Source organism: Pseudomonas cavernicola, from assembly GCF_003596405.1.
GTDB classification, from domain to species: Bacteria; Pseudomonadota; Gammaproteobacteria; order Pseudomonadales; family Pseudomonadaceae; genus Aquipseudomonas; species Aquipseudomonas cavernicola.
This window is the reverse complement of the sequence record NZ_QYUR01000002.1, coordinates 184,031-204,084: the sequence shown is the minus strand read 5'-3', so window position 1 is coordinate 204,084 and position 20,054 is coordinate 184,031. Positions and strand designations below refer to the sequence as shown.

The following is a 20,054-nucleotide window of genomic DNA, read 5'->3' as shown; positions in this document are numbered from 1 at the left end:
TCAGTTAACGGCTCCCACCTTTTGCCCATCAGGCGTCTGTCGCTCCTGCTAGGGCTGTCGCCTGTTGTCTGGCGCCGGGTGTGCGTATAATCGACCACTTTGTGAGCAAGAAGCGTCCTATGCAGCTGGTTCGAGGCCTCCACAACTTGCGGCCCCAGCACCGGGGCTGTGTCGCCACCATCGGCAATTTTGACGGCGTGCACCGCGGCCATCAGGCCATCCTGGCGCGTCTGCGCGCGCGCGCGGTCGAGTTGGGCGTGCCCAGCTGTGTGGTGATTTTTGAGCCGCAGCCCCGTGAGTTCTTTGCCCCCGACTTGGCGCCGGCGCGCTTGGCGCGCCTGCGTGACAAACTGGCATTGTTCGCCGCTGAAGGGGTCGACCGGGTCCTGTGTCTGTCATTCAACCGTCGCCTGCGCGAGTTGAGTGCCGCCGAGTTCGTCCACGCCGTGTTGGTGGAAGGGCTTGGCGTGCAGCATCTGGAGGTCGGTGACGATTTCCGCTTTGGTTGTGATCGTGCGGGTGATTTTGAGTTTTTGTTGCAAGCCGGTGCGGCCGAGGGTTTCAGCGTGGAAGCGGCGGCGACCGTCGAGGTCGATGGGCGGCGTGTCAGCAGTACGCGGGTGCGTGAGGCGCTGGCAGCGGCGGATTTCCCCCTGGCTGAACGCTTGCTCGGGCGGCCGTTTCAGATCGTCGGGCGGGTGTTGCATGGGCAAAAGCTCGGCCGCCAGTTGGGTACACCAACGGCGAACGTGCAACTCAAGCGCCGTCGGGTGCCGCTGACAGGGGTTTATCTGGTCAGCACCGAGTTGGACGGCCAGCGTTGCCCGGGCGTCGCGAATATCGGCGTGCGGCCCACGGTGGAGGGCGACGGTAGTGCCCATCTGGAAGTGCATTTATTAGATTTTTCCGGTGATATTTATGGCCGGCGTTTGACGGTGGCATTCCACCATAAGCTGCGTGATGAGCAGCGTTTCGCCTCCCTGGAGGCGCTGAAGTCGGCGATAGACGCGGATGTCGCCGCCGCCCGTGCCCATTGGCAGGGCCAACCGCTTAAGTGAAGAGCCTGAGATGACCGACTACAAAGCCACGCTAAACCTCCCAGACACTGCCTTCCCGATGAAGGCCGGCCTGCCGCAGCGCGAGCCGCAAATTCTGCAGAGCTGGGACAGCATTGGCCTGTACCAGAAGCTGCGGGAGATCGGTAAGGATCGTCCGAAGTTCGTGCTGCACGATGGTCCGCCCTACGCCAATGGCAGTATTCACATCGGTCATGCGGTTAACAAGATTCTCAAGGACATCATCACCCGTTCGAAAACCCTGTCGGGCTTCGATGCGCCTTATGTGCCGGGCTGGGATTGCCACGGCTTGCCGATCGAACACAAAGTCGAAGTGACCCACGGCAAGCACCTGTCCGCCGACAAAACTCGCGAACTGTGCCGCGCCTACGCGAGCGAGCAGATCGAGGGGCAGAAGGCCGACTTCATCCGTCTGGGTGTGCTGGGTGACTGGGGCAATCCTTACAAAACCATGGATTTCGTCAACGAGGCCGGTGAGATCCGCGCCCTGGCGGAAATGGTCAAGGGTGGTTTCGTCTTCAAGGGTTTGAAGCCGGTGAACTGGTGCTTCGACTGTGGCTCGGCGTTGGCTGAAGCCGAGGTCGAGTACGCCGACAAGAAGTCCGCGACCATCGATGTGGCCTTCCCCTGCGCCGATGAGGCCAAGCTGGCCGCCGCTTTTGGCCTGGCCGCGTTGCCCAAGCCGGCGTCCATCGTGATCTGGACCACCACGCCCTGGACCATCCCAGCCAACCAGGCGTTGAACCTGCACCCGGAGTTCCGCTACGCCTTGGTGGATGTGGGCGACAAGCTGTTGTTGCTGGCGGAGGAACTGGTCGAGTCCTGCCTGCTGCGTTACAAGCTGGAAGGCTCGGTGATCGCCACCGCGAAAGGCGAAGCCCTGGAGCTGATCAACTTCAGCCACCCCTTCTACGAGCGCCGGTCGCCGGTCTATCTGGCGGAATACGTCGAGCTGGGCGCAGGCACCGGCGTGGTCCATTCGTCGCCAGCTTATGGCGAGGACGACTTCGTCACCTGTAAGCGCTACGGCATGGTTAACGACGACATCCTCAACCCGGTGCAAAGCAACGGCGTGTATGTCGACTCGCTGCCGTTCTTCGGTGGCCAATTCATCTGGAAGGCCAACCCGAACATCGTCGACAAGCTCGCCGAAGTGGGCAGCCTGCTGCATACCGAAACCATCAGCCACAGCTATATGCACTGCTGGCGCCACAAGACTCCGTTGATCTACCGTGCCACGGCGCAGTGGTTCGTCGGCATGGACAAGCAGCCGACCGAGGGTGCCACCCTGCGTGAGCGGGCACTGACCGGTATCGAGCACACTGATTTCATTCCGGCCTGGGGCCAGGCGCGCCTGCACAGCATGATCGCCGGTCGGCCTGACTGGTGCATTTCGCGCCAACGCAACTGGGGCGTGCCGATCCCGTTCTTCCTGCATAAGGAAAGCGGTGAGCTGCACCCGCGCACCGTCGAGTTGATGGAAGAAGTCGCTCAGCGTGTGGAGCAAGAGGGTATCGAAGCCTGGTTCAAGCTGGATGCGGCTGACCTGCTAGGTAGCGAGGCTGCCCAGTACGACAAGATCAGCGACACCCTGGACGTCTGGTTCGATTCCGGCACCACCCACTGGCACGTGTTGCGCGGCTCGCACGCACTGGGCCACGCTAGTGGGCCACGTGGGGATCTGTACTTGGAAGGTTCGGACCAGCACCGTGGCTGGTTCCACTCGTCATTGCTCACCGGCTGTGCGATCGACAACCACCCACCGTATCGCGAACTGCTCACCCACGGTTTTACCGTCGATGAGAACGGCCGCAAGATGTCCAAGTCGATGGGCAACGTGATCGCGCCGCAGCAAGTCACTGACACCTTGGGTGCAGACATCTTGCGTCTGTGGGTTTCCGCGACCGACTATTCCGGTGAGATGGCGGTATCGCAGCAGATCCTGCAGCGCAGCGCCGATGCCTACCGTCGTATCCGTAACACCGCGCGCTTCCTGCTCTCCAATCTGAGCGGCTTTGACCCGGCTCAGCACCTGCTGCCGGCCGAAGACATGCTGGCGCTGGATCGCTGGGCGGTGGATCGCGCCCTGCTGCTGCAACGCGAACTGGAAGAGGCTTACGGCGAGTACCGCTTCTGGAACGTTTACCAGAAGGTGCACAACTTCTGCGTACAGGAGCTGGGTGGCTTCTACCTCGACATCATCAAGGACCGCCAGTACACCACTGCGGCGGATAGCACCGCACGGCGTTCCTGCCAGACGGCGCTGTTCCATATCGCCGAAGCACTGGTGCGCTGGATTGCGCCGATCCTGGCCTTTACCGCCGACGAACTCTGGCAGTACCTGCCGGGCGCGCGTAATGAGTCGGTGATGCTGAATACCTGGTACCAGGGCCTGAGCGAGTTGCCGGAAGGTATTGCGCTGGATCGGGCGTTCTGGGAGCGGGTCATGGCCGTTAAAGTGGCGGTGAACAAGGAGCTGGAAAACCTCCGCGCGGCGAAAGCCATCGGTGGCAACCTGCAGGCGGAAGTCACGCTGTATGCCGAAGAGGCGTTGGTCGCTGATCTGGCCAAACTCAGCAACGAACTGCGCTTCGTGCTGATCACCTCGACGGCCAGTGTTGCACCGCTGCTGAGTGCACCGGCTGACGCGGTGGAGACCGAGGTTTCCGGTCTCAAGCTCAAGGTGGTGAAATCCAGCCACGCCAAGTGCAGCCGTTGCTGGCATCACCGTGAAGATGTCGGGGTTAACCCGGAGCATCCGGAAATCTGCGGTCGCTGCGTAGACAACATCAGCGGTGCAGGTGAGGTGCGTCACTATGCCTGAGGCTAGTCGTTTCGGACGGTTGGCTTGGCTTTGGCTGAGCGTGCTGGTGTTCGTGCTGGATCAGGCGAGCAAGTTCTATTTCGAGGGCGCGTTGACCCTCTACCAGCAAATCGTGGTAATTCCGGATTACTTCAGCTGGACGCTGGCGTACAACACCGGCGCGGCCTTCAGTTTCCTGGCGGACAGTTCGGGCTGGCAGCGCTGGCTGTTTGCGCTAATCGCCCTAGGCGTAAGTGCCGTTCTGGTGGTCTGGCTCAAGCGCCTGAAAGCCGAAGAAACCTGGTTGGCCATCGCCCTGGCGTTGGTCCTGGGTGGCGCGCTGGGCAATCTGTATGACCGCGTAATGCTCGGTCATGTGGTCGATTTCATCCTGGTGCATTGGCAGAACCGCTGGTACTTCCCGGCGTTCAACATCGCTGATAGCGCCATCACGGTCGGCGCCATCCTGCTGGCCGTGGATATGTTCAAAACCAAGAAGTCCGGAGAACCCGCCCATGACTGAGTCTCTTGTCACTGAGCAGCGTATTGGCCCGGACAAGGAAGTCACCCTGCATTTCGCCCTGAATCTCGACTCGGGCGAGGTCGTGGACAGTACCTTTGATAAGCAACCTGCGACCTTCAAGGTCGGCGATGGCAACCTGCTGCCGGGTTTCGAGGCCGCCTTGTTCGGCCTCAAAGCGGGCGACAAGCGTACCCTGCAGGTTGAGCCGGAGCGCGGCTTTGGTCAGCTCAATCCGCAGAATGTGCAGGTGATGCCGCGCGCGCAGTTTCAGGATATGGAGCTGTCCGAAGGCTTGCTGGTGATCTTCAATGACGCCGCGAATACCGAGCTGCCAGGCGTGGTCAAAGCTTTCGATGATGCCCAGGTGACCATCGACTTCAATCACCCGCTGGCCGGCAAGACGCTGAGTTTTCAGGTTGAGATCATCGCGGTCAAACCGGCCTGAGTCGTATGGCTGATGGTTCCCATGCTCCTGCGTGGGAACCCCGCCGGGGACGCTCCGCGTCCCGCTACCCTCAGGAGGTGGACGCAGAGCGTCCCGGGATGCATTCCCACGCGGGTGCGTGGGAACGATCAAAGGCTATTCGCCAGCAAGCTGGCTCCTATAGGTACCGATTCGCCCTTGGGCTGCGGGCGGCGTTAAACTTCCACTTCCAGGCCCTGCGCGCCGAGACTCTCATCATGCAAATTAAACTCGCCAACCCCCGTGGCTTCTGCGCTGGCGTCGACCGTGCGATCGAAATCGTCAACCGCGCCCTGGAAGTCTTCGGCCCGCCGATCTATGTGCGGCATGAAGTGGTGCACAACAAGTTCGTGGTCGAAGACCTGCGCGCGCGTGGCGCAGTGTTCGTCGAGGAATTGGAGCAGGTGCCAGACAACGTCATCGTCATCTTCAGTGCCCATGGTGTATCCCAGGCAGTGCGCAAGGAGGCCGAGCAGCGCGGCCTCAAGGTATTCGACGCCACCTGTCCGCTGGTGACCAAGGTGCATATCGAGGTGGCTCGCTACAGCCGCGATGGCCGCGAATGCATCCTCATCGGCCACGCCGGCCATCCCGAAGTGGAAGGCACCATGGGCCAGTACGATGCCAGCAACGGCGGCGCCATCTACCTGGTGGAAGACGAGGCGGATGTCGAGCGCTTGCAGGTGCGCAATCCTGAAGCGCTGGCCTTCGTCACCCAGACCACCCTGTCGATGGACGATACCAGCCGTGTCATCGACGCCCTGCGCAGCAAATTCCCCAGCATCGGCGGCCCACGCAAGGACGACATCTGCTACGCCACCCAGAACCGCCAGGATGCGGTCAAGCAGCTGGCCAGCGAATGCGATGTGGTGCTGGTGGTCGGCAGCCCGAACAGCTCCAACTCCAATCGACTGCGTGAGCTCTCCGAGCGTTTAGGTACGCCGGCCTATCTGATCGATGGCGCTGAAGATCTGCAACGCGAGTGGTTCGACAACTGCGCCCACATCGGCATCACCGCTGGCGCCTCGGCGCCTGAAGTGTTGGTGCGGGGGGTCGTTGAACAATTGCGTGAGTGGGGGGCCGTAGGCGCCGAGGAGCTGGATGGCCGGCCGGAGAATGTGACGTTCTCGATGCCGAAGGAGCTGCGCGTAACCCGCATAGAGTGATTCATGCATTTCTGTAGGGTGGGTACGCCGAATAGCGGCGTAACCCGCCAACGGTGCCACCAGGCACCGCCGCTTGCGGGCCGGATGGTGGGTTACGCCTATGGCTAACCCACCCTACAACCCATCGGCGGCCAAGGCCTCTCCCACAGGTTCTGTGCTGTTCGAAGGTATTTTCATCAACAGTTAACGCAGACATCGCCTCAACAAGATCCAGCAGCCCCTTTCTCCCGGCGTAAACGTCCGGTTGCGCTGAGAATAAGGTGCCTGACTGCGTGCTGACCGTTCTCGTGGCAAAGCGTGAGCGTCCCTGCCTGAAATGCACCACTACGCAATTTTGCCTGTCCGGTTGGCATATAGCGGATATAAAGGCGTACCGGGGAGTTGGCAGCAACCCGTATACCTGCCGGCAGGGAGCCATGACGCTGCAGTTCATGCTCGCCTGAGTCGAAAATTCCGTTTGAGTTCGCATCGACAAATACCCGCCAGCCGTTTTCCCAGCGGCCGTCACTATTGTCAATCAGGGCAGGGCGTCGCTGGGTGATTGATGCTTGCCGTGCAAGGGTAAAGCTGGAAGCCAAATTCTGACTGGCAGTCCTCAGTTGCTGGCTCTGAAGCAAATGAGTAAGTGCTGGTGCCCCCATGCCGATCAGTAGACTGAGTAGCGCAAGCACGATGAGTGCTTCGATCAAGGTGAAGCCGCGAGCGTAGTTGAGCATGGCATCCGTGCCTCATGGTGTGGAGCAAATCCCCGCATCCTGCAGGGTGTGAACTTGTCGTCGTCCGAGTTTAATCAGTTTGTGGTTGTATTGGCTCAGTCATGATTGGCAAGGCCATGAGCCGAGGTAGTGGCTCATCGAGCTCAGGGCGTAGGCCTGATGTGTCATGCCCTGGGGTGAAATAGAACCGGTTGTAATGGTGAATAAGCCGGTCGTCGAGTACCCACTCTCCTGATCGACTCGACGGTGTAATGCTTGGGCCCGTGAATAATTAACGGCAATGCGCGATGGTTCGGCTCTCTGGGCAGGGAAGTCTGATAATTCGGTTCGTAAAAAGGTGATGTCTGTGAAACAAACGAAACAGCGCGGTTTTACCCTTATCGAACTGATGATTACCGTTGCGATAATCGGCATTCTGGCGGCGATTGCGTATCCCAGTTACCAGCAATACGTCATTAGAGGCAAACGTGCCGCCGCCCAGGCGCAGATGATGGACATCGCCAACCGCGAGCAGCAGTTGCTGCTCGCCAATCGTGCGTATGCCGACAAAGACACGCTTGAAGCCAGTGGTTACAGGCTGCCGGCGGAGGTGAGCAGGAACTACAGCTACGTCATCACGGTACCTGCGCTTACGACTGCTGCGCCGGTGCCGTCCTACACCATCACCTTCACGGCGATAGGGAACCAGGTCAGCGATGGCGACCTGACGCTCACCAGTGCAGGGGTCAAAGGCCCTACAGGAAAGTGGTGATCATGCAAATGCGACCTCTCACCCGAAGCCAGCGTGGCATGACGCTGATCGAAGTGCTGGTGACCATCTTCATCCTCGCCGTAGGTCTGCTGGGTATGGCGGGTCTGCAGTCGCGCCTGCAGCAGTCCGAGATGGAAGCCTACCAGCGTGCCCAGGCGCTGCTGCTGCTCAATGACATGGCCAATCGCATTGCGCTCAATCGCAACGCCGCTGCGAGCTATGTCACAAGCGCCGGCCCGCTCGGTGCGGGCATGACCTGTCCGACCGCCACTGCTACTTCTACGCAGTTGGAGCGCGATAAAAGTGAGTGGTGCAATGCCTTGCAGGGCGCTGGCGAAACCAGCGGCACCGGCACCAGCAAAGTCATGGTCGGCGCCATGATTGGAGGGCGTGGCTGCGTGGTAGCGCTGGGAGGCGGCGGCTCGGGGGAATATCTGGTCACTGTGGCTTGGCAGGGTTTGACTCGCTTGGCGGCTCCGCCTGCGGGCGTCGCCTGCGGGGTAGACAAGTATGACGATGGAGCGGCTTGTACGAATGACCAGTGCCGCCGGGTTGTAACCACTAAAGTGCGCGTGGCCACTCTATGAAGAACATGGCGGTGTATGGCAGTGCTGCCGGCAAGCTGGGCGGCGCGCGCGTTAGGCAGGTGGGCTTCAGTTTGATCGAGTTGATGGTGGCCATCACCATCAGTCTGCTAATGATGGTGGCCGTTCTGCAGTTGTTCCTCGATGTGTCTCGCACCAATGATGAAATGACCAAGACCAATGCGCAGATCGAAAATGGCCGCTTCGCCATCCAGTTGATCGCCAATGATCTGGTGCATGGCGGGTTTTGGGATGGTTTTGTCCCGCAATTCGATGATCTGACGTCGACGGATGTGCCGGCAGACTATCCGGCAGCAGTACCCGATCCGTGCCTTGCATTTGCTTCCTGGGATGTTGCCTACCGGTCGGCCCTCCTGGGTATTCCGGTTCAAACCTATGAGGCTGCTCCATCGGGTTGTTCAACGGTGGTGCAGAGCCAGAAGACGGCGACGGATGTGTTGGTGCTCCGGCATGCCGACACCTGTTTGCCGGGGGCGGCCAACTGTGAGGCCGATACTGTCGCGACTGCCACCCCCAAGGTGTATTTCCAGCCTTCGTTGTGTGCAAGCGCATCTGCCTATGCCTATGTGCTGGGCACGTCCGGTTTCACCCTGCAGAAGAGAAGCTGTCTGGCCAGTGAGCCGACAGCCCGACGTAAGTATGTCTCGAATATCTATTTCATCCGGAATGACAACACCCTGATGCGCGCCGAGTTTGGCGGTGCGGGTGGCACGGAGTGGAGCGTGCAGCCTCTAATCGAGGGCGTCGAGGGCTTTGCGGTAGAACTGGGCATCGACAATCGCAGTGATACCGGCGCCGCAGTTGACTACAACGCAGCAGTCAGCTGGGCCAATCCGCTGAACAAGACCTCGCCGACCAATCGAGGTGATGGAGCTCCTGACGGGGCGTTTGTGCGTTGCACGACGGCGTCACCCTGCACAGTGGGTCAGCTGGCCAATGTGGTGGCCGTGAAGGTCTATGTGTTGGTGCGCAGCCTGCAGGCGACGTCTGGATATTCCGACGGCAAGACCTACGCCTTGGGCAGTACCACCCTCGGGCCTTTCAATGATGGTTTCAAGCGTCATGTGTATTCCACAACTGTGCGCCTGAACAATGTCTCGGCACGAAGGGAAACGCCATGATCAAGAAACCGGGTGCGATGGGCGAGCGCGGGGCCGCCCTGGTGGTTGGACTGATCATGCTGCTGTTGTTGACCTTGATGGTTTCCGGAGCCTTTACCCTGAGCACGGTCAACCTCAAGTCGGTGGGTAATATGCAGATGCGCGAAGAGGCGTTGGCGGCGGCGAACAGTATCATGGAGCGCGTGCTGGGTTCGATGCTCAAAGCCTCTACAACGACGCCCCCAGTGGGTGAGACGGGTACGTTCGATGTCAACAATGACGGTACGAATGATTACACCGTTATTGTTGCTACGCCCGAGTGTATTCGGGCGGTGGTGTCCGGTGCCGCGCCCAAGTGTGAAGTGGGCATGGTGTGCCCGAGCGACACCTGGAACACCGTCTGGGAACTGCGCGCGACTGTGACGGACCCAGCCAGTGGGGCCAGTTCTGTGGTGCGTAGTGGTGTCCGGGTTCTGCTGACCCAGGCGCAAAAGAATGCCGTGTGCCCCTGACGGGCTGATAGAAAGGAATAGCGATGAAAAAGTCCGTTTACTACAGTCTGTTCGCGGCTCTGGCGTTCTCCAGTCAATCCACTGTTCAGGCCGAAGATATCGACCTGTTTGTCGGCAACCCTCCTGGAGAGGGTGTCGCGCCGAATGTGCTGATTGTCGTGGATAACACGGCCAACTGGAGCCAGGCATTCACCGCGGAGATGAATGCGCTGGCTTCCGTGGTGGCCGGGCTGCCGGAGGACAAGTTCCGGGTCGGCCTCATGATGTTCACGGAAACAGGTAAGGGCAATCAAGGAAATGACGGTGGCTATGTGCGAGCCGCTATTCGCCCGATGAGTGCGACCAACAAGCCTCTCTATGGGAGTTTGATCACCAACTTCGATGTCAATGATGACAAGTCGAACGGCGGCAAGGCCGGCAAGACCATGGAGGAGGCCTATCTCTATTTTTCCCATGGGGCTCCCCACGCAGGTAACCAGAAGGTAAAAACCGACTATTTGGGCAATGCCGCTGGAACTACCGAGTCAAACGCCGTGTATGCCCTGCGGGACAACGCGCTGCTGGCCAAGAATGGAGCAGCCTATACGAGCCCAATTGTCGATGGCTGTGCGAAGAACTTTGTCATTTACATCAGTAACAGTGCGGCTCAGGACAACGAGAATGACGCCAAGCAGGCGAGCGAAGCGCTGAAGGTAGCCGGCGGCAGTACGACTACGATTCCCCTCTCCCCCACAGGCTCGCAGGAAAATATGGCGGACGAGTGGGCGCGTTTCATGAAGAAAAGCAGCCTGGGCATTGCCACCTATACGATCGAGGTGGTCAAGGCTACCGGCGGACAAGGTCCGGGATGGAGTGCGCTGCTCAATAGCATGGCTCGGGCCAGTAGCGGCAAGTATTTCGATGTCTCGTCCGATCCATCCACGGAAAATATCAGCAAAGCGCTGAACGCCGTTTTTTCCGAAATCCAGTCGCACAACAGCGTGTTTGCCTCGGTGAGCTTGCCGGTCAGCGTGAACACCCAGGGTACCTACCTGAATCAGGTCTATATCGGTATGTTCCGGCCGGATGGGCAGGCCAGGCCGCGCTGGGCAGGCAATCTCAAGCAGTACAAGCTGGGTTATGACGGAGGTGTTTTGAAGCTTCTGGATGCTGGCGGTACTAGTGCGGTGAACAATGGCACCGGGTTCATTACCGAGTGCGCGCGCAGTTTCTGGACACCCACGGGGACGGACACCTATTGGGCCTTCGATCCCCTGGGCGGCTGTATGAAGGTGCCAGGCGCCGACCCGTCGAATTCGCCAGACGGCAATGTCGTCGAGAAGGGCGCGCAGGCCTACAAGCTTCGCGATGCCGCCAGCGTGACGGGGCGGACAGTGCTTACTTGTGGTTTGAGCAGTTGCCCCACTGGAGTGCTGCCGATCTTCAATAACGACAATGTTTCTGCGGCTGATGTTGGCGCAAGCAACGACACTGAACATGAGGCCATCATCAATTATGCCCGTGGCCTCGATGTGCTGGATGAAGATCGTGTGCCAGGTAGCGCCGCAGGCGACGGCGTGACCTTGGGTGAAATGCGGCCTACCGTCCATGGTGACATCGTGCATTCGCGCCCGGTGGCCATCAACTATGGTGGCGATGCCGCCGGCTCGCGTCAGGTCGTGGTGTTCTACGGTGGTAACGACGGTTTGCTGCACGCCGTGCAGGGCAATCGCGAGGATCAGGACAGTACGGCCGTTGGCGGCAAGTTGCCGGGGCAGGAGTTGTGGTCCTTTATGCCGCCCGAGTTCCATGCCAAGGCAAAGCGCCTGATGACCAATGCGCCGAAAATTGATTTTCCGGGCATCAGCGTCGCTGAGGGTGAGCCCGCACCGGTAGCCAAGGATTATGGAATGGATGGCCCGGTGACCGCCTATAAACAAGGCTCCAATGCCTGGATCTACGCCACCATGCGTCGTGGCGGGCGGCATGTGTATGCGTTCGATGTCAGTACCCCGGGGAGTCCAAGTCTGCTCTGGCGCCAAGGTTGCAGCGATACCGGCTGCACTACCGGGTTTGATGAAATCGGGCAAACCTGGTCGGCGCCGAAAGTGGTGAAAGCCGCTGGTTCTGGCGCGGGCGCCACGCCGATGCTGATCATGGGCGGTGGCTACGATCCTTGCGAGGACACCGACAACGGCGCGGCCAATAACAACTGCACCTCTGCAAACAAAGGCAATAGGATCTATTTGCTGGACGCGCAAACTGGGACGTTGAAGCAGTCTTTTGATACCGAGCGCGGCGTGGTGGCGGATGTCGTGGTGGTGCCGGATAGTGCCGGGCTGATCAAGTACGCCTATGCCGTTGACCTGGGCGGGAACGTCTACCGGATTTCCGGGGGCTCCGCGAATGTACCGGTTGGCAGTACCCCTCCTGCCCTTGTTAAGACTGCAGAGGAGGGCTGGACTATCACCAAGATTGCGTCCCTGGGGTGCAGCGGTGGTTCGAGCAGTTGCTCGGCTAACCGCAAGTTCATGTTCGCGCCCAGCGTGGTGGAGGATGGCTCCACCTACCACCTGATGCTCGGCTCGGGGGATCGGGAAAAGCCGTTGGCCAGTCACGCGGCGGCCGGAGCCGTGGATAACCATTTCTTTATGCTGAAGGACATGCCAACCAATGGCTCCTGGTTGACTAGCGAGAACACTAGGTGCGGCGCTAACTGGCTCTGCCTGGCGTCGTTGACCCCTATCGGTAGCTCCAACCCGAGCACCACTGACCTGACGGGCAAGAAAGGCTGGTATCTGGCGCTACAGGATGCCGAGCAGGCGGTGACTTCGGCGGTGACAGTGTTCGATACGGTGACGTTCAGCACCCATCAGCCCACCCCTCCAGAGGGAGGTCAATGTACAACTCTGGGGACTGCCCGCGTCTATAACGTCAAGTACACGGATGCCAGTAGCCAGAATGGCACCACCGAGCGTTATGAGCGGATCGCCGGGGACGGGTTGCCGCCTTCACCGGTGGCCGGCATGGTAACGCTGGATGATGGGTCAACTGTGCCCTTCCTGATCGGCGGCGATCCAAACTCGGCACTGGAAGGTGGGGAGCCACCTTCCCCGGCGGTGGCTAGCCAGCCCAAATCGAGAGTTTTCTGGAATATCGAGCAATGACCTGGACAACGGCCATGAAGTTCGCTCGGCAGTTGTCCAGCTTGCCTGCATCTCGGTCAGCCCGGCAGCGCGGCTTCACCCTGATCGAATTGATGGTCACTATCGCGGTGATGGCGGTTCTGCTGGGGATTGCCATACCGTCCTTCACCGATGTCACCTTGGGGAGCAAGTTGCGTTCTCAGGCTAATGATCTGGTGGCTGGAGCCACACTGGCGCGCAGTGAGGCGATCAAGCGCAATCAGGCGGTGACCCTCTGTGCTTCCAGTAATGGTACTTCCTGCACGGGAGGCTGGGCTGCTGGCTGGATTGTCATCAGCTCGGACGGCACTGTGATCCTGAAGCATCCCGCTGCTGCGGGTGGTTTTCATATCAATTCAGCGGATACCAGCTTTAGTTTTCAGTCGACAGGTGTTGGGGTTACGCCGACCCCCGCTGTTCCGACGTTTACGGTGTGTCGCGCAACGCCGAGCGTGGGCAGTCAGGAGCGAGTGGTCACCATCAGTCTTACCGGGCGCACTTCGGTAGCCAAGACCACAAACGCAAGCTGTTCGTGACTGGACGTTTCGCGCATCGCTGTAGATTCGGCTTAATTTGGTGCGCGAAGCTTTCCCTTCTTGGATTCGCCAGTTAAATAGCTGGCTCCCTCCCTCTTAGGCCTATCCTGGGCCTTTGTCTCCCTCCCAGTGGTTTGATCGCCGCGCTTTTAGTGCGGTCAACGTCCCAATTTTCGCCACATAAAATTTAAAACGTACGTTCGCCTCAGTTACTATGCGGTCGCGCGATAAAGGTCGCTGGTCGGTTTTTTCGACCGTTTGTCCATGGATGGGCGTTAGCAGGGAGGGAGCTCCGTGGTCCTTGTTCGCTGTCTAGAGCCGTCTATGGAGTGGATGTATGTCGCAGAAAGGCTTCACGCTGATCGAGCTGATGATCACGCTCGTCGTGCTCGCGGTGTTGATTGGCTTGGCAGCGCCGAATCTTTCCCAGTTGCTGCGTGATAACCGAGCAACGGCTGAGCTGAATACGTTTGCCGGCATGCTCAACTATGCACGCCGCGAGGCGGTGCAAGGCGCGCAGACAGTCAAGCTTGAGGGACCGCTGCTGGCCGATGGCAGTTGGCAGGTGCTCAGGGATAGAGACAGCCTGGAGTTGCGCCGATTTGCCCCCTCGTCATCCTTCGTGGTCGATCCTGCCGGCCAGCAAAGCATTCTGTTCGATGCCCAGGGTCGTCTGGTGAGTGCGGCCAAGGTCACTTTCGACCTGGTAGTAAAGGACTCCTCCATCGCCTGCGCCACCTTCAATCGCTCGGTATCCATTGAGCTGTCCGGTGCGATTTCTCTTAAGAAGGCGGGCTGCTGATGAACAGAAAATTCCAGCGGGGTGTTTCCTTGGTGGAGGTCATGGTCTCGGTGCTGATTTTCTCCATCGGGTTGCTTGGCCTGGCCGCCATGCAGTTGACGGCGCTGAAGGCTAACCAGACGGCCTCCGTTCGTTCCCATGCGACTTTCTTGGCTTATGAAATGGCTGATCGCATGCGAGCGGCGCGGGGGGATGCGCAGGCGGGGTTTTACAACCTCGGCATCGCTGCTGCATTGCCCTGCAATCCCTCAGCGGAAACCTGCCTGCCTTTTCAGCGTGACCTGGCCGAATGGCGCAACAACCTAGCCAGGCAATTGCCTGGCGGCAGCGGTGGCGTTGTTCAGAACGGCAATCTGTTCACCATCATCGTCCAATGGAACGAAGAGCGGGTGGGGGGCGGTGCCACCCAGCAGTTCTCATTCGTGACGCAGATTTGACGGGGTACCTATGCGTAAGCAACAGGGCTTGAGTTTGGTCGAGCTGATGGTGGCTATGGCGATCGGCCTGGTGATCAGCCTGGCTGTGATGCAGGTTTTCATCAGCAACAAAAACACCTTTGTGATGCAGGGGGCGGCCAGTCATCTGCAGGAAAACGGTCGTTTCGCTCTGCAGTACCTGGCGGCGGAGCTCCGCCCAGTCGGTGTTGGGCTTGGGGCCCGTCTGGACGAGGAGAGCATTTGCGTGGTCGCCACCGGTGGTGCTGCGGCCGAGTGGAATGCGATGAATCGGCCGATCTGGGGGCAGCGGATCACTGCGAACGGTGCTCTCGGAGCAGTGGGCACCGATCAGCTATCGATGTTCGTGAATGATGGCTGCGAGTCGTTCCTCACGGCAGGCGAGCTGCTCAAGCCTGGCGCTAACGCGAATATCAAGGTCACCGCCTATTGCCCGAGCATGCAGCAGGACCGTGCCGTGATGGTGCTGGACATGGAGAAGGCGGTGATTATCCGCGTCAGCAACAAGCCGAACTCCTCCGGCTCCGGTCAAGTGACGCTGACCCATGCCGCGGGGAATAACAACAAGGATGCGAAATGTGGCGGCTTCAAGTTTTCCGATATCGCCTTTACCAGCCCGGCGCGCGTGGTGGGCTTCAGCCACAAGACCTTCTACGTGGCCGATACCGATAGAGCCGCAGTGACGGGGCAGCCTATACGCGCGCTGTTTGTGCGGGATGTAGCGCAAATTCCGGCGCAAAGCACGGAGATCGTCGAGGGGGTGGAGTCCATGCGGACCCACTATGGCGTTGCGGCGGCGGGGAGTGTCGGGGTGCAGACCTATTTGAGCGCCACCGAGGTAGAGGCGGCCAATCGCTGGGGCGATGTGCGTACGGTGAAGATCGATCTGCTGCTGGTGACTGCTGAGCGAGCACCCGGCGCACAGGATCAGGCCATTCAGTTTGATGGCGCTGCGGTGGCGGCGGATGGTCGCTTGCGCCAGGTGTTCAGCACCGTGGTGGCCCTGCGTAACCGGATCGATTAACGAGGCGAAGGATGAACATTCAAAAGCAAAGAGGGGCGGTGCTGCTGGTCTGCCTCATCATGCTCCTGGTGTTGACGGTACTGGGTGTGACGTCAATGGCTGGGAGCACCCTGCAGGAACGCATGGCGGGTGGGGCGCGGGACTATAACGTGGCGTTTCAGGCTGCCGAGGCTTCGCTGCGGGTTGGTGAGGCGTATGTACGCCAGCAGGTCGAGGCCAGCGCGGACCCGACCCTACTGTTCCAGGCCCGTACGGACTGCCCGGCGGTCACCGCGGCGCAGTGGTCGGCGCCGGCCGAGCTGCACAGCAAGCCGAAGCAGCCAATCTGTCGAGTAAGCAATTTCTACGGCAACTCGGGCGGAGCAACCTCCTTTGTTTGCGAAACAGATGGCTCGATTGCCGAGAATCGGGCATTCGACTGCCTGAGCCGAACCTATCTGTTCAACGTCGAGGCTACCGGTTACGGCAGCGGCGATGTCGAGGTTCATCTGCGTTCCACCGTTGCCATTGCCATTCGTAGCCAGAACTGATCAGAGGGAGCCTGAGATGATATCGCAACTCTTGTTTGTAGGGCGGGCACTGGCTGCGGGCTTGCTGACTGCGGCGTTTAGTCATAGCGCCATGGCGGCTTTCGTGCCCTCTCAGGTGCCGTTGGCTCTGGGCGGCCAGGTCGAGCCCAATATCATGTTCCTGCTGGATGACTCAGGCTCGATGGAATGGGGGTATATGCCTGATGACCTTAAAATAGATATTTCCAGGAATGACTGCGAGTTCCTTTCTCGGAGCGATAGCGATTATTTCTATAGGTGCTCGGAGAGCTCCAGGAGTTATTTATTTTCTGCTGCTGTAAATAAGATTTACTTCGACCCGGCTGCAACTTATGCCCCCCCTCCGGGCTTTTCTCCAGCTAGCTTTACCGCCGCTAAGGTCGATGGATATAGAAGCATCAGCTCGGTTATTGATCTTTCCAATGCGTTTCAGATGATTTTCCATCGCGATGCCTATACGAATGGGCGGATGGATTACTTTTATGTGGGGAGTGCACGGGCGGCGTTTTATTATCGGAAAGTCGCAGGGTGCACGGATGTTTTTAGTGATTCTTGTTATGTCAGAGAGTCGATAGCAGAGGCCGACAAGCAGAATTTTGCAAACTGGTATTCCTATTACCGTACCCGTCTTATGGCGGCGAAAGCGGGAACAGGGAGTGCCTTCGATAAGCAGTCAGGCGACATTCGGCTTGGCTATGGGGCAATCAACCGCTCGGGAACGGTTGTCGACGGCGTCAGGCGCTTCGAGAGCACCGCCCGCAGTAATTTTTTTCAATGGTTGTACGGGGTAAGTGCAAGCGGTGGCACCCCCTTGCGCAAAGCCCTGGGTGATGCCGGCGAATATTTCAGCCGAACCGATGAGCAAGGCCCCTGGAGCTCGACCCCTGGGCAGACTGGGGGCAAGGAGTATTCCTGCCGGCAGAGCTACACCATCCTGACCACGGACGGCTACTGGAACGGTGCTGAGGCGTCTCAACCCGGTGCCCGGGAGCACGTGGATAACAGCAATGGCTTGGACATTACTGGCCCAGATGGACAATCTTATAAATATGTACCCAAGGCGCCTTTCAGTGATAGCCACAAGAACACGCTAGCTGACGTCGCCATGTATTACTGGAAGCGTGATCTGCATACCGACCTGGCCAACCGGGTACCGCCAGCCCCGGCGAATCCGGCCTTCTGGCAGCACATGGTGACCTTTGGCGTCGGCCTGGGCATGAGCGGTTCGGTTGACCCGGATACGGCCTTCGAGGCGGTCAAGACCGGCGCTTCCGTCAATTGGCCCGACCCCGCCAAGAGCGAGCCGGCCAAGCTTGATGATCTGCTGCATGCGGCGGTCAATAGCCGTGGCGGCTTCTTCAGTGCACAGAATCCGCAGCAGTTCACCACAGCGTTGAGCGATACCCTGGCTTCGATTGCGGATCGCACCGGCTCGAATACCTCCGCCGTACCCAACGCGCGTCGGCTGGACAGCAATACCCTGGTCTACGAGGCCTTCTACACCAGTGCCGATTGGTCCGGTAAGTTGTTGGCCAAGAAGCCGATCCAGACCAGTGCCGGGATTGTCTTCGAAGAGGTCTGGGAGGCAGGGCAGAAGTTGAAGAGCGGCGCGCGCCGTCTCTATTCTCATGATGGCGCCGTGGGTGCAGGTCATGGATTGACGTTGAGCTGGGGCAGTTTGTCGACGGGCATGCAGGCTCATTTCAACAATAATCAGGCGCTGTTCGACTACCTGATGGGCAGCCGCGGTAACGAGGCGCCAGCCGGCCTCAAGTATCGCAAGCGTTCCTCCCTGCTCGGCGATATTGTCAACTCCACCCTGGTGATTGCTAACAAGCAGGACTGGGGCTTCCATGGCCGGGTACCAACCCCGGGTAGTAACCAAACTTACTCGCAGTTTGTCGCGAGTAAGGCGAGCCACGCGCCGACTCTGTTCGTCGGTGCCAATGATGGTTTCTTGCATGCGTTTAACGCCAATACCGGGAATGAGCTTTTTGCCTATATGCCCAATGGGGTTTTGCCGAACGTCAAGGATCTGGCCAGCAGCGACTACAGACACCGCTATTATGTCGATGGCAAGTTGCATGTGCGCGATGCCGTGCTCAATAACCAGTGGCGCAGCGTTCTGCTGGGCAGCCTGGGGGCTGGCGGTAAAAGCGTCTTCGCTCTGGATGTAACCGATGCCGCGGGCACAGGCTTCGCAGCCGACAAGGTGCTCTGGGAAGTCAAGGACGATGCCGATCTCGGTTTTAATTTCGGCGAGCCTCTGGTTGGGCGGATGAAGGATGGCAGCTGGGCCGCCATTTTCGGCAACGGCTATGGCAGCAGCAGCGACGACTCGGTGCTCTTCATTGTTAACCTGGAAACCGGCGCGGTGAACAAGGTCCGAGCGGGAACCGCTACGGGTGGTCTGTCCAGCCCCTCCTTCGTTTATGCCGTGGATAGCGCTGGCAACATCTATGTGAAGGATGTTTATGCCGGTGATCTGAACGGCAATCTCTGGAAGTTCAACCTGAAGAGCAACGGCGCAGGGGTTGGCGACTTTGAAGTCGGCCTCAAGTCGGGTAATGCGCCGCAACCTTTGTATGTGGCGGCTGATGCACAGGGCAAGCGCCAGCCGATCACGGTCAAACCGGAAATCGCCTATCACCCGAGTGGTGACGCCAGTGGTGTGGTGATCTACTTCGGCACCGGCCGCATGTACAGCTCAGGCGATGTGAGCGACCAGAGTCCCCAGACGTTCTATGGCGTCTGGGATAAAAAGACGAGTGACGGTTCGTCCATCGCCTTTACCGGTCGCTCGGCGCTTGAGCAGCGCTCGATTATTTTTGAGGGCGCGGCCTTCAAGCGCAACGTGCGGGTGTTGGATGCGCCGCAGAGCGCCGATGGTATCGACTGGAGCAGCAAGCGCGGTTGGTACCTCGACTTGAGATCACCGGTCAGCGGTGCGCAGGGTGAGCGGGTGATCTTTGCACCGCGAATTCTGTTGAATCGCCTGGTGTTCGAAACCGCTATCCCCTCCGCGGATCCCTGCCTGGCCGGCGGTTCCGGCTGGACCATGGTGGTCGATCTGGCAACGGGTGGGCGGTTGAATTACGTGCTTCTGGATCTGAACAAGGATGGCAAATTCAACGAGGCGGATATGGTCAGCGTGGGCGACCAGAAGTTTCCCCCTTCGGGGATCGGATCCTCCGATGGTATACCGACCGGCTCGTTCGACCTGATCGACCCGCAGAAATATTGGCTTTGCCACGGCACCGGGATTGGGGACTGCATCCCTGCCGCCAATACGTTGAACATTCTTGAAGGTCGTCAATCCTGGAACCAGATTCGATGAGAAGTAGCAAAGCTTTCACCCTGATCGAGCTGATGGTTGTGCTGGCTGTGATCGGCATCCTCGCCGCGATTGCCTATCCCAACTACGCGGAGTATGTGAGGAAGGGCAAACGTGCCGAGGCAAAAGCCGCCTTGATGGAAGGGGCGCAAGCGCTGGAGCGCTATTACTCGACCCATAGTTCCTACTTGGATGCGGATGACAACTTTGCAGCAGTATTCGCCACTCAGTCCCCGGCTTCAGGGGTTGCCAACTACGCCCTGGCTGCACAAGGGGCGCCGACGGCGACCAGTTATCTACTGCGCGCGACCCGCGCTAACAGCATGGCCGATGACCCTTGCGGCGATTTCCAGATCAGCCACACCGGTGAGCGCACTCTGGTAAATGCGACTCGTACAGTAGCTCAGTGCTGGTAGACGACCGCCGGGCTGTCGTATAACGGGCCGCTTATGCGGCCCGTTTGTTTTGGAGGATAT

Annotated in this window: 18 protein-coding genes; 17 read left to right on the top strand and 1 reads right to left on the bottom strand. The window is 59.4% G+C overall.

Annotated features, from left to right (window positions below; all coding sequences use genetic code 11):
- Window positions 1-119 precede the first annotated feature (119 nt).
- The 5 genes from ribF (at window position 120) to ispH (ending at window position 6,031) form a co-directional block, all read left to right on the top strand.
- Entirely contained in the window at window positions 120-1,058 is a 939-nt protein-coding gene (gene ribF, locus D3879_RS01285) for a bifunctional riboflavin kinase/FAD synthetase (protein ID WP_119952334.1), read from the top strand.
- A 10-nt stretch (window positions 1,059-1,068) separates the two neighbouring features.
- Window positions 1,069-3,900 (top strand): isoleucine--tRNA ligase, encoded by a 2,832-nt coding sequence (gene ileS / locus D3879_RS01280; protein WP_119952333.1) that lies wholly within the window; start codon window positions 1,069-1,071, stop codon window positions 3,898-3,900.
- Window positions 3,893-4,402, top strand: a complete 510-nt coding sequence (gene lspA / locus D3879_RS01275) for a signal peptidase II (protein WP_119952332.1) — start codon at window positions 3,893-3,895, stop codon at window positions 4,400-4,402. The genes ileS and lspA overlap by 8 nt, the downstream gene beginning before the upstream one ends.
- Window positions 4,395-4,847: an FKBP-type peptidyl-prolyl cis-trans isomerase gene (locus D3879_RS01270; RefSeq protein WP_119952331.1), complete on the top strand. Its 453-nt coding sequence runs from the start codon at window positions 4,395-4,397 to the stop codon at window positions 4,845-4,847. Before lspA ends, D3879_RS01270 begins: the two co-directional genes overlap by 8 nt.
- A 236-nt stretch (window positions 4,848-5,083) precedes the next feature.
- The gene (ispH, locus tag D3879_RS01265; RefSeq protein ID WP_119952330.1) at window positions 5,084-6,031 is read left to right on the top strand and encodes a 4-hydroxy-3-methylbut-2-enyl diphosphate reductase; all 948 of its coding nucleotides are present in this window, start codon (window positions 5,084-5,086) and stop codon (window positions 6,029-6,031) included.
- Window positions 6,032-6,231: 200 nt separating this feature from the next.
- Here the strand turns inward: ispH and D3879_RS01260 are convergent, their stop codons facing one another.
- A complete protein-coding gene (locus D3879_RS01260; protein ID WP_119952329.1) occupies window positions 6,232-6,747 on the bottom strand; it encodes a GspH/FimT family pseudopilin in 516 nt (171 codons plus the stop codon).
- Window positions 6,748-7,027: 280 nt separating this feature from the next.
- On the opposite strand from D3879_RS01260, the gene D3879_RS01255 reads away from it, so the two are divergent.
- The 12 genes from D3879_RS01255 (at window position 7,028) to D3879_RS01200 (ending at window position 19,994) form a co-directional block, all read left to right on the top strand.
- Window positions 7,028-7,498, top strand: coding sequence for a type IV pilin protein (locus tag D3879_RS01255; RefSeq protein WP_420800894.1), 471 nt, complete (start codon window positions 7,028-7,030; stop codon window positions 7,496-7,498).
- A 2-nt stretch (window positions 7,499-7,500) separates the two neighbouring features.
- Window positions 7,501-8,085, top strand: a complete 585-nt coding sequence (gene pilV, locus D3879_RS01250; RefSeq protein ID WP_238474191.1) for a type IV pilus modification protein PilV — start codon at window positions 7,501-7,503, stop codon at window positions 8,083-8,085.
- Complete coding sequence (locus tag D3879_RS01245) at window positions 8,082-9,224, top strand: PilW family protein (RefSeq protein WP_238474190.1); 1,143 nt, start codon at window positions 8,082-8,084, stop codon at window positions 9,222-9,224. Before pilV (D3879_RS01250) ends, D3879_RS01245 begins: the two co-directional genes overlap by 4 nt.
- Window positions 9,221-9,715: a PilX N-terminal domain-containing pilus assembly protein gene (locus tag D3879_RS01240; protein ID WP_119952327.1), complete on the top strand. Its 495-nt coding sequence runs from the start codon at window positions 9,221-9,223 to the stop codon at window positions 9,713-9,715. The genes D3879_RS01245 and D3879_RS01240 overlap by 4 nt, the downstream gene beginning before the upstream one ends.
- Before the next feature lie 146 nt (window positions 9,716-9,861).
- Window positions 9,862-12,861 carry a pilus assembly protein gene (locus D3879_RS01235; RefSeq protein ID WP_238474189.1) on the top strand — a complete coding sequence of 1,000 codons (3,000 nt, stop codon included), beginning with the start codon at window positions 9,862-9,864 and terminating at the stop codon, window positions 12,859-12,861.
- A 14-nt stretch (window positions 12,862-12,875) separates the two neighbouring features.
- Entirely contained in the window at window positions 12,876-13,415 is a 540-nt protein-coding gene (locus D3879_RS01230; protein ID WP_119954846.1) for a GspH/FimT family pseudopilin, read from the top strand.
- Window positions 13,416-13,752: 337 nt separating this feature from the next.
- Entirely contained in the window at window positions 13,753-14,217 is a 465-nt protein-coding gene (locus D3879_RS26850; RefSeq protein WP_119952325.1) for a GspH/FimT family pseudopilin, read from the top strand.
- Window positions 14,217-14,654: a type IV pilus modification protein PilV gene (gene pilV / locus D3879_RS01220; protein WP_119952324.1), complete on the top strand. Its 438-nt coding sequence runs from the start codon at window positions 14,217-14,219 to the stop codon at window positions 14,652-14,654. The genes D3879_RS26850 and pilV (D3879_RS01220) overlap by 1 nt, the downstream gene beginning before the upstream one ends.
- A gap of 10 nt (window positions 14,655-14,664) precedes the next feature.
- Window positions 14,665-15,696 carry a PilW family protein gene (locus tag D3879_RS01215; RefSeq protein ID WP_119952323.1) on the top strand — a complete coding sequence of 344 codons (1,032 nt, stop codon included), beginning with the start codon at window positions 14,665-14,667 and terminating at the stop codon, window positions 15,694-15,696.
- 11 nt (window positions 15,697-15,707) lie between these two features.
- Window positions 15,708-16,226, top strand: coding sequence for a pilus assembly PilX family protein (locus D3879_RS01210; protein ID WP_119952322.1), 519 nt, complete (start codon window positions 15,708-15,710; stop codon window positions 16,224-16,226).
- 16 nt (window positions 16,227-16,242) lie between these two features.
- Window positions 16,243-19,581 carry a pilus assembly protein gene (locus D3879_RS01205; protein WP_158592051.1) on the top strand — a complete coding sequence of 1,113 codons (3,339 nt, stop codon included), beginning with the start codon at window positions 16,243-16,245 and terminating at the stop codon, window positions 19,579-19,581.
- Window positions 19,578-19,994 carry a type IV pilin protein gene (locus D3879_RS01200; RefSeq protein ID WP_119952320.1) on the top strand — a complete coding sequence of 139 codons (417 nt, stop codon included), beginning with the start codon at window positions 19,578-19,580 and terminating at the stop codon, window positions 19,992-19,994. Before D3879_RS01205 ends, D3879_RS01200 begins: the two co-directional genes overlap by 4 nt.
- The last annotated feature ends 60 nt before the right edge of the window (window positions 19,995-20,054 follow it).

Bases quoted from the DNA above. Each gene is read 5' to 3' on its own strand.
- ribF (WP_119952334.1), top strand. From the start codon at position 120: ATGCAGCTGGTTCGAGGCCTCCACAACTTGCGGCCCCAGCACCGGGGC.
- ileS (WP_119952333.1), top strand. From the start codon at position 1,069: ATGACCGACTACAAAGCCACGCTAAACCTCCCAGACACTGCCTTCCCG.
- lspA (WP_119952332.1), top strand. From the start codon at position 3,893: ATGCCTGAGGCTAGTCGTTTCGGACGGTTGGCTTGGCTTTGGCTGAGC.
- D3879_RS01270 (WP_119952331.1), top strand. From the start codon at position 4,395: ATGACTGAGTCTCTTGTCACTGAGCAGCGTATTGGCCCGGACAAGGAA.
- ispH (WP_119952330.1), top strand. From the start codon at position 5,084: ATGCAAATTAAACTCGCCAACCCCCGTGGCTTCTGCGCTGGCGTCGAC.
- D3879_RS01260 (WP_119952329.1), bottom strand. From the start codon at position 6,747: ATGCTCAACTACGCTCGCGGCTTCACCTTGATCGAAGCACTCATCGTG.
- D3879_RS01255 (WP_420800894.1), top strand. From the start codon at position 7,028: ATGCGCGATGGTTCGGCTCTCTGGGCAGGGAAGTCTGATAATTCGGTT.
- pilV (WP_238474191.1), top strand. From the start codon at position 7,501: ATGCAAATGCGACCTCTCACCCGAAGCCAGCGTGGCATGACGCTGATC.
- D3879_RS01245 (WP_238474190.1), top strand. From the start codon at position 8,082: ATGAAGAACATGGCGGTGTATGGCAGTGCTGCCGGCAAGCTGGGCGGC.
- D3879_RS01240 (WP_119952327.1), top strand. From the start codon at position 9,221: ATGATCAAGAAACCGGGTGCGATGGGCGAGCGCGGGGCCGCCCTGGTG.
- D3879_RS01230 (WP_119954846.1), top strand. From the start codon at position 12,876: ATGAAGTTCGCTCGGCAGTTGTCCAGCTTGCCTGCATCTCGGTCAGCC.
- D3879_RS26850 (WP_119952325.1), top strand. From the start codon at position 13,753: ATGTCGCAGAAAGGCTTCACGCTGATCGAGCTGATGATCACGCTCGTC.
- pilV (WP_119952324.1), top strand. From the start codon at position 14,217: ATGAACAGAAAATTCCAGCGGGGTGTTTCCTTGGTGGAGGTCATGGTC.
- D3879_RS01215 (WP_119952323.1), top strand. From the start codon at position 14,665: ATGCGTAAGCAACAGGGCTTGAGTTTGGTCGAGCTGATGGTGGCTATG.
- D3879_RS01210 (WP_119952322.1), top strand. From the start codon at position 15,708: ATGAACATTCAAAAGCAAAGAGGGGCGGTGCTGCTGGTCTGCCTCATC.
- D3879_RS01205 (WP_158592051.1), top strand. From the start codon at position 16,243: ATGATATCGCAACTCTTGTTTGTAGGGCGGGCACTGGCTGCGGGCTTG.
- D3879_RS01200 (WP_119952320.1), top strand. From the start codon at position 19,578: ATGAGAAGTAGCAAAGCTTTCACCCTGATCGAGCTGATGGTTGTGCTG.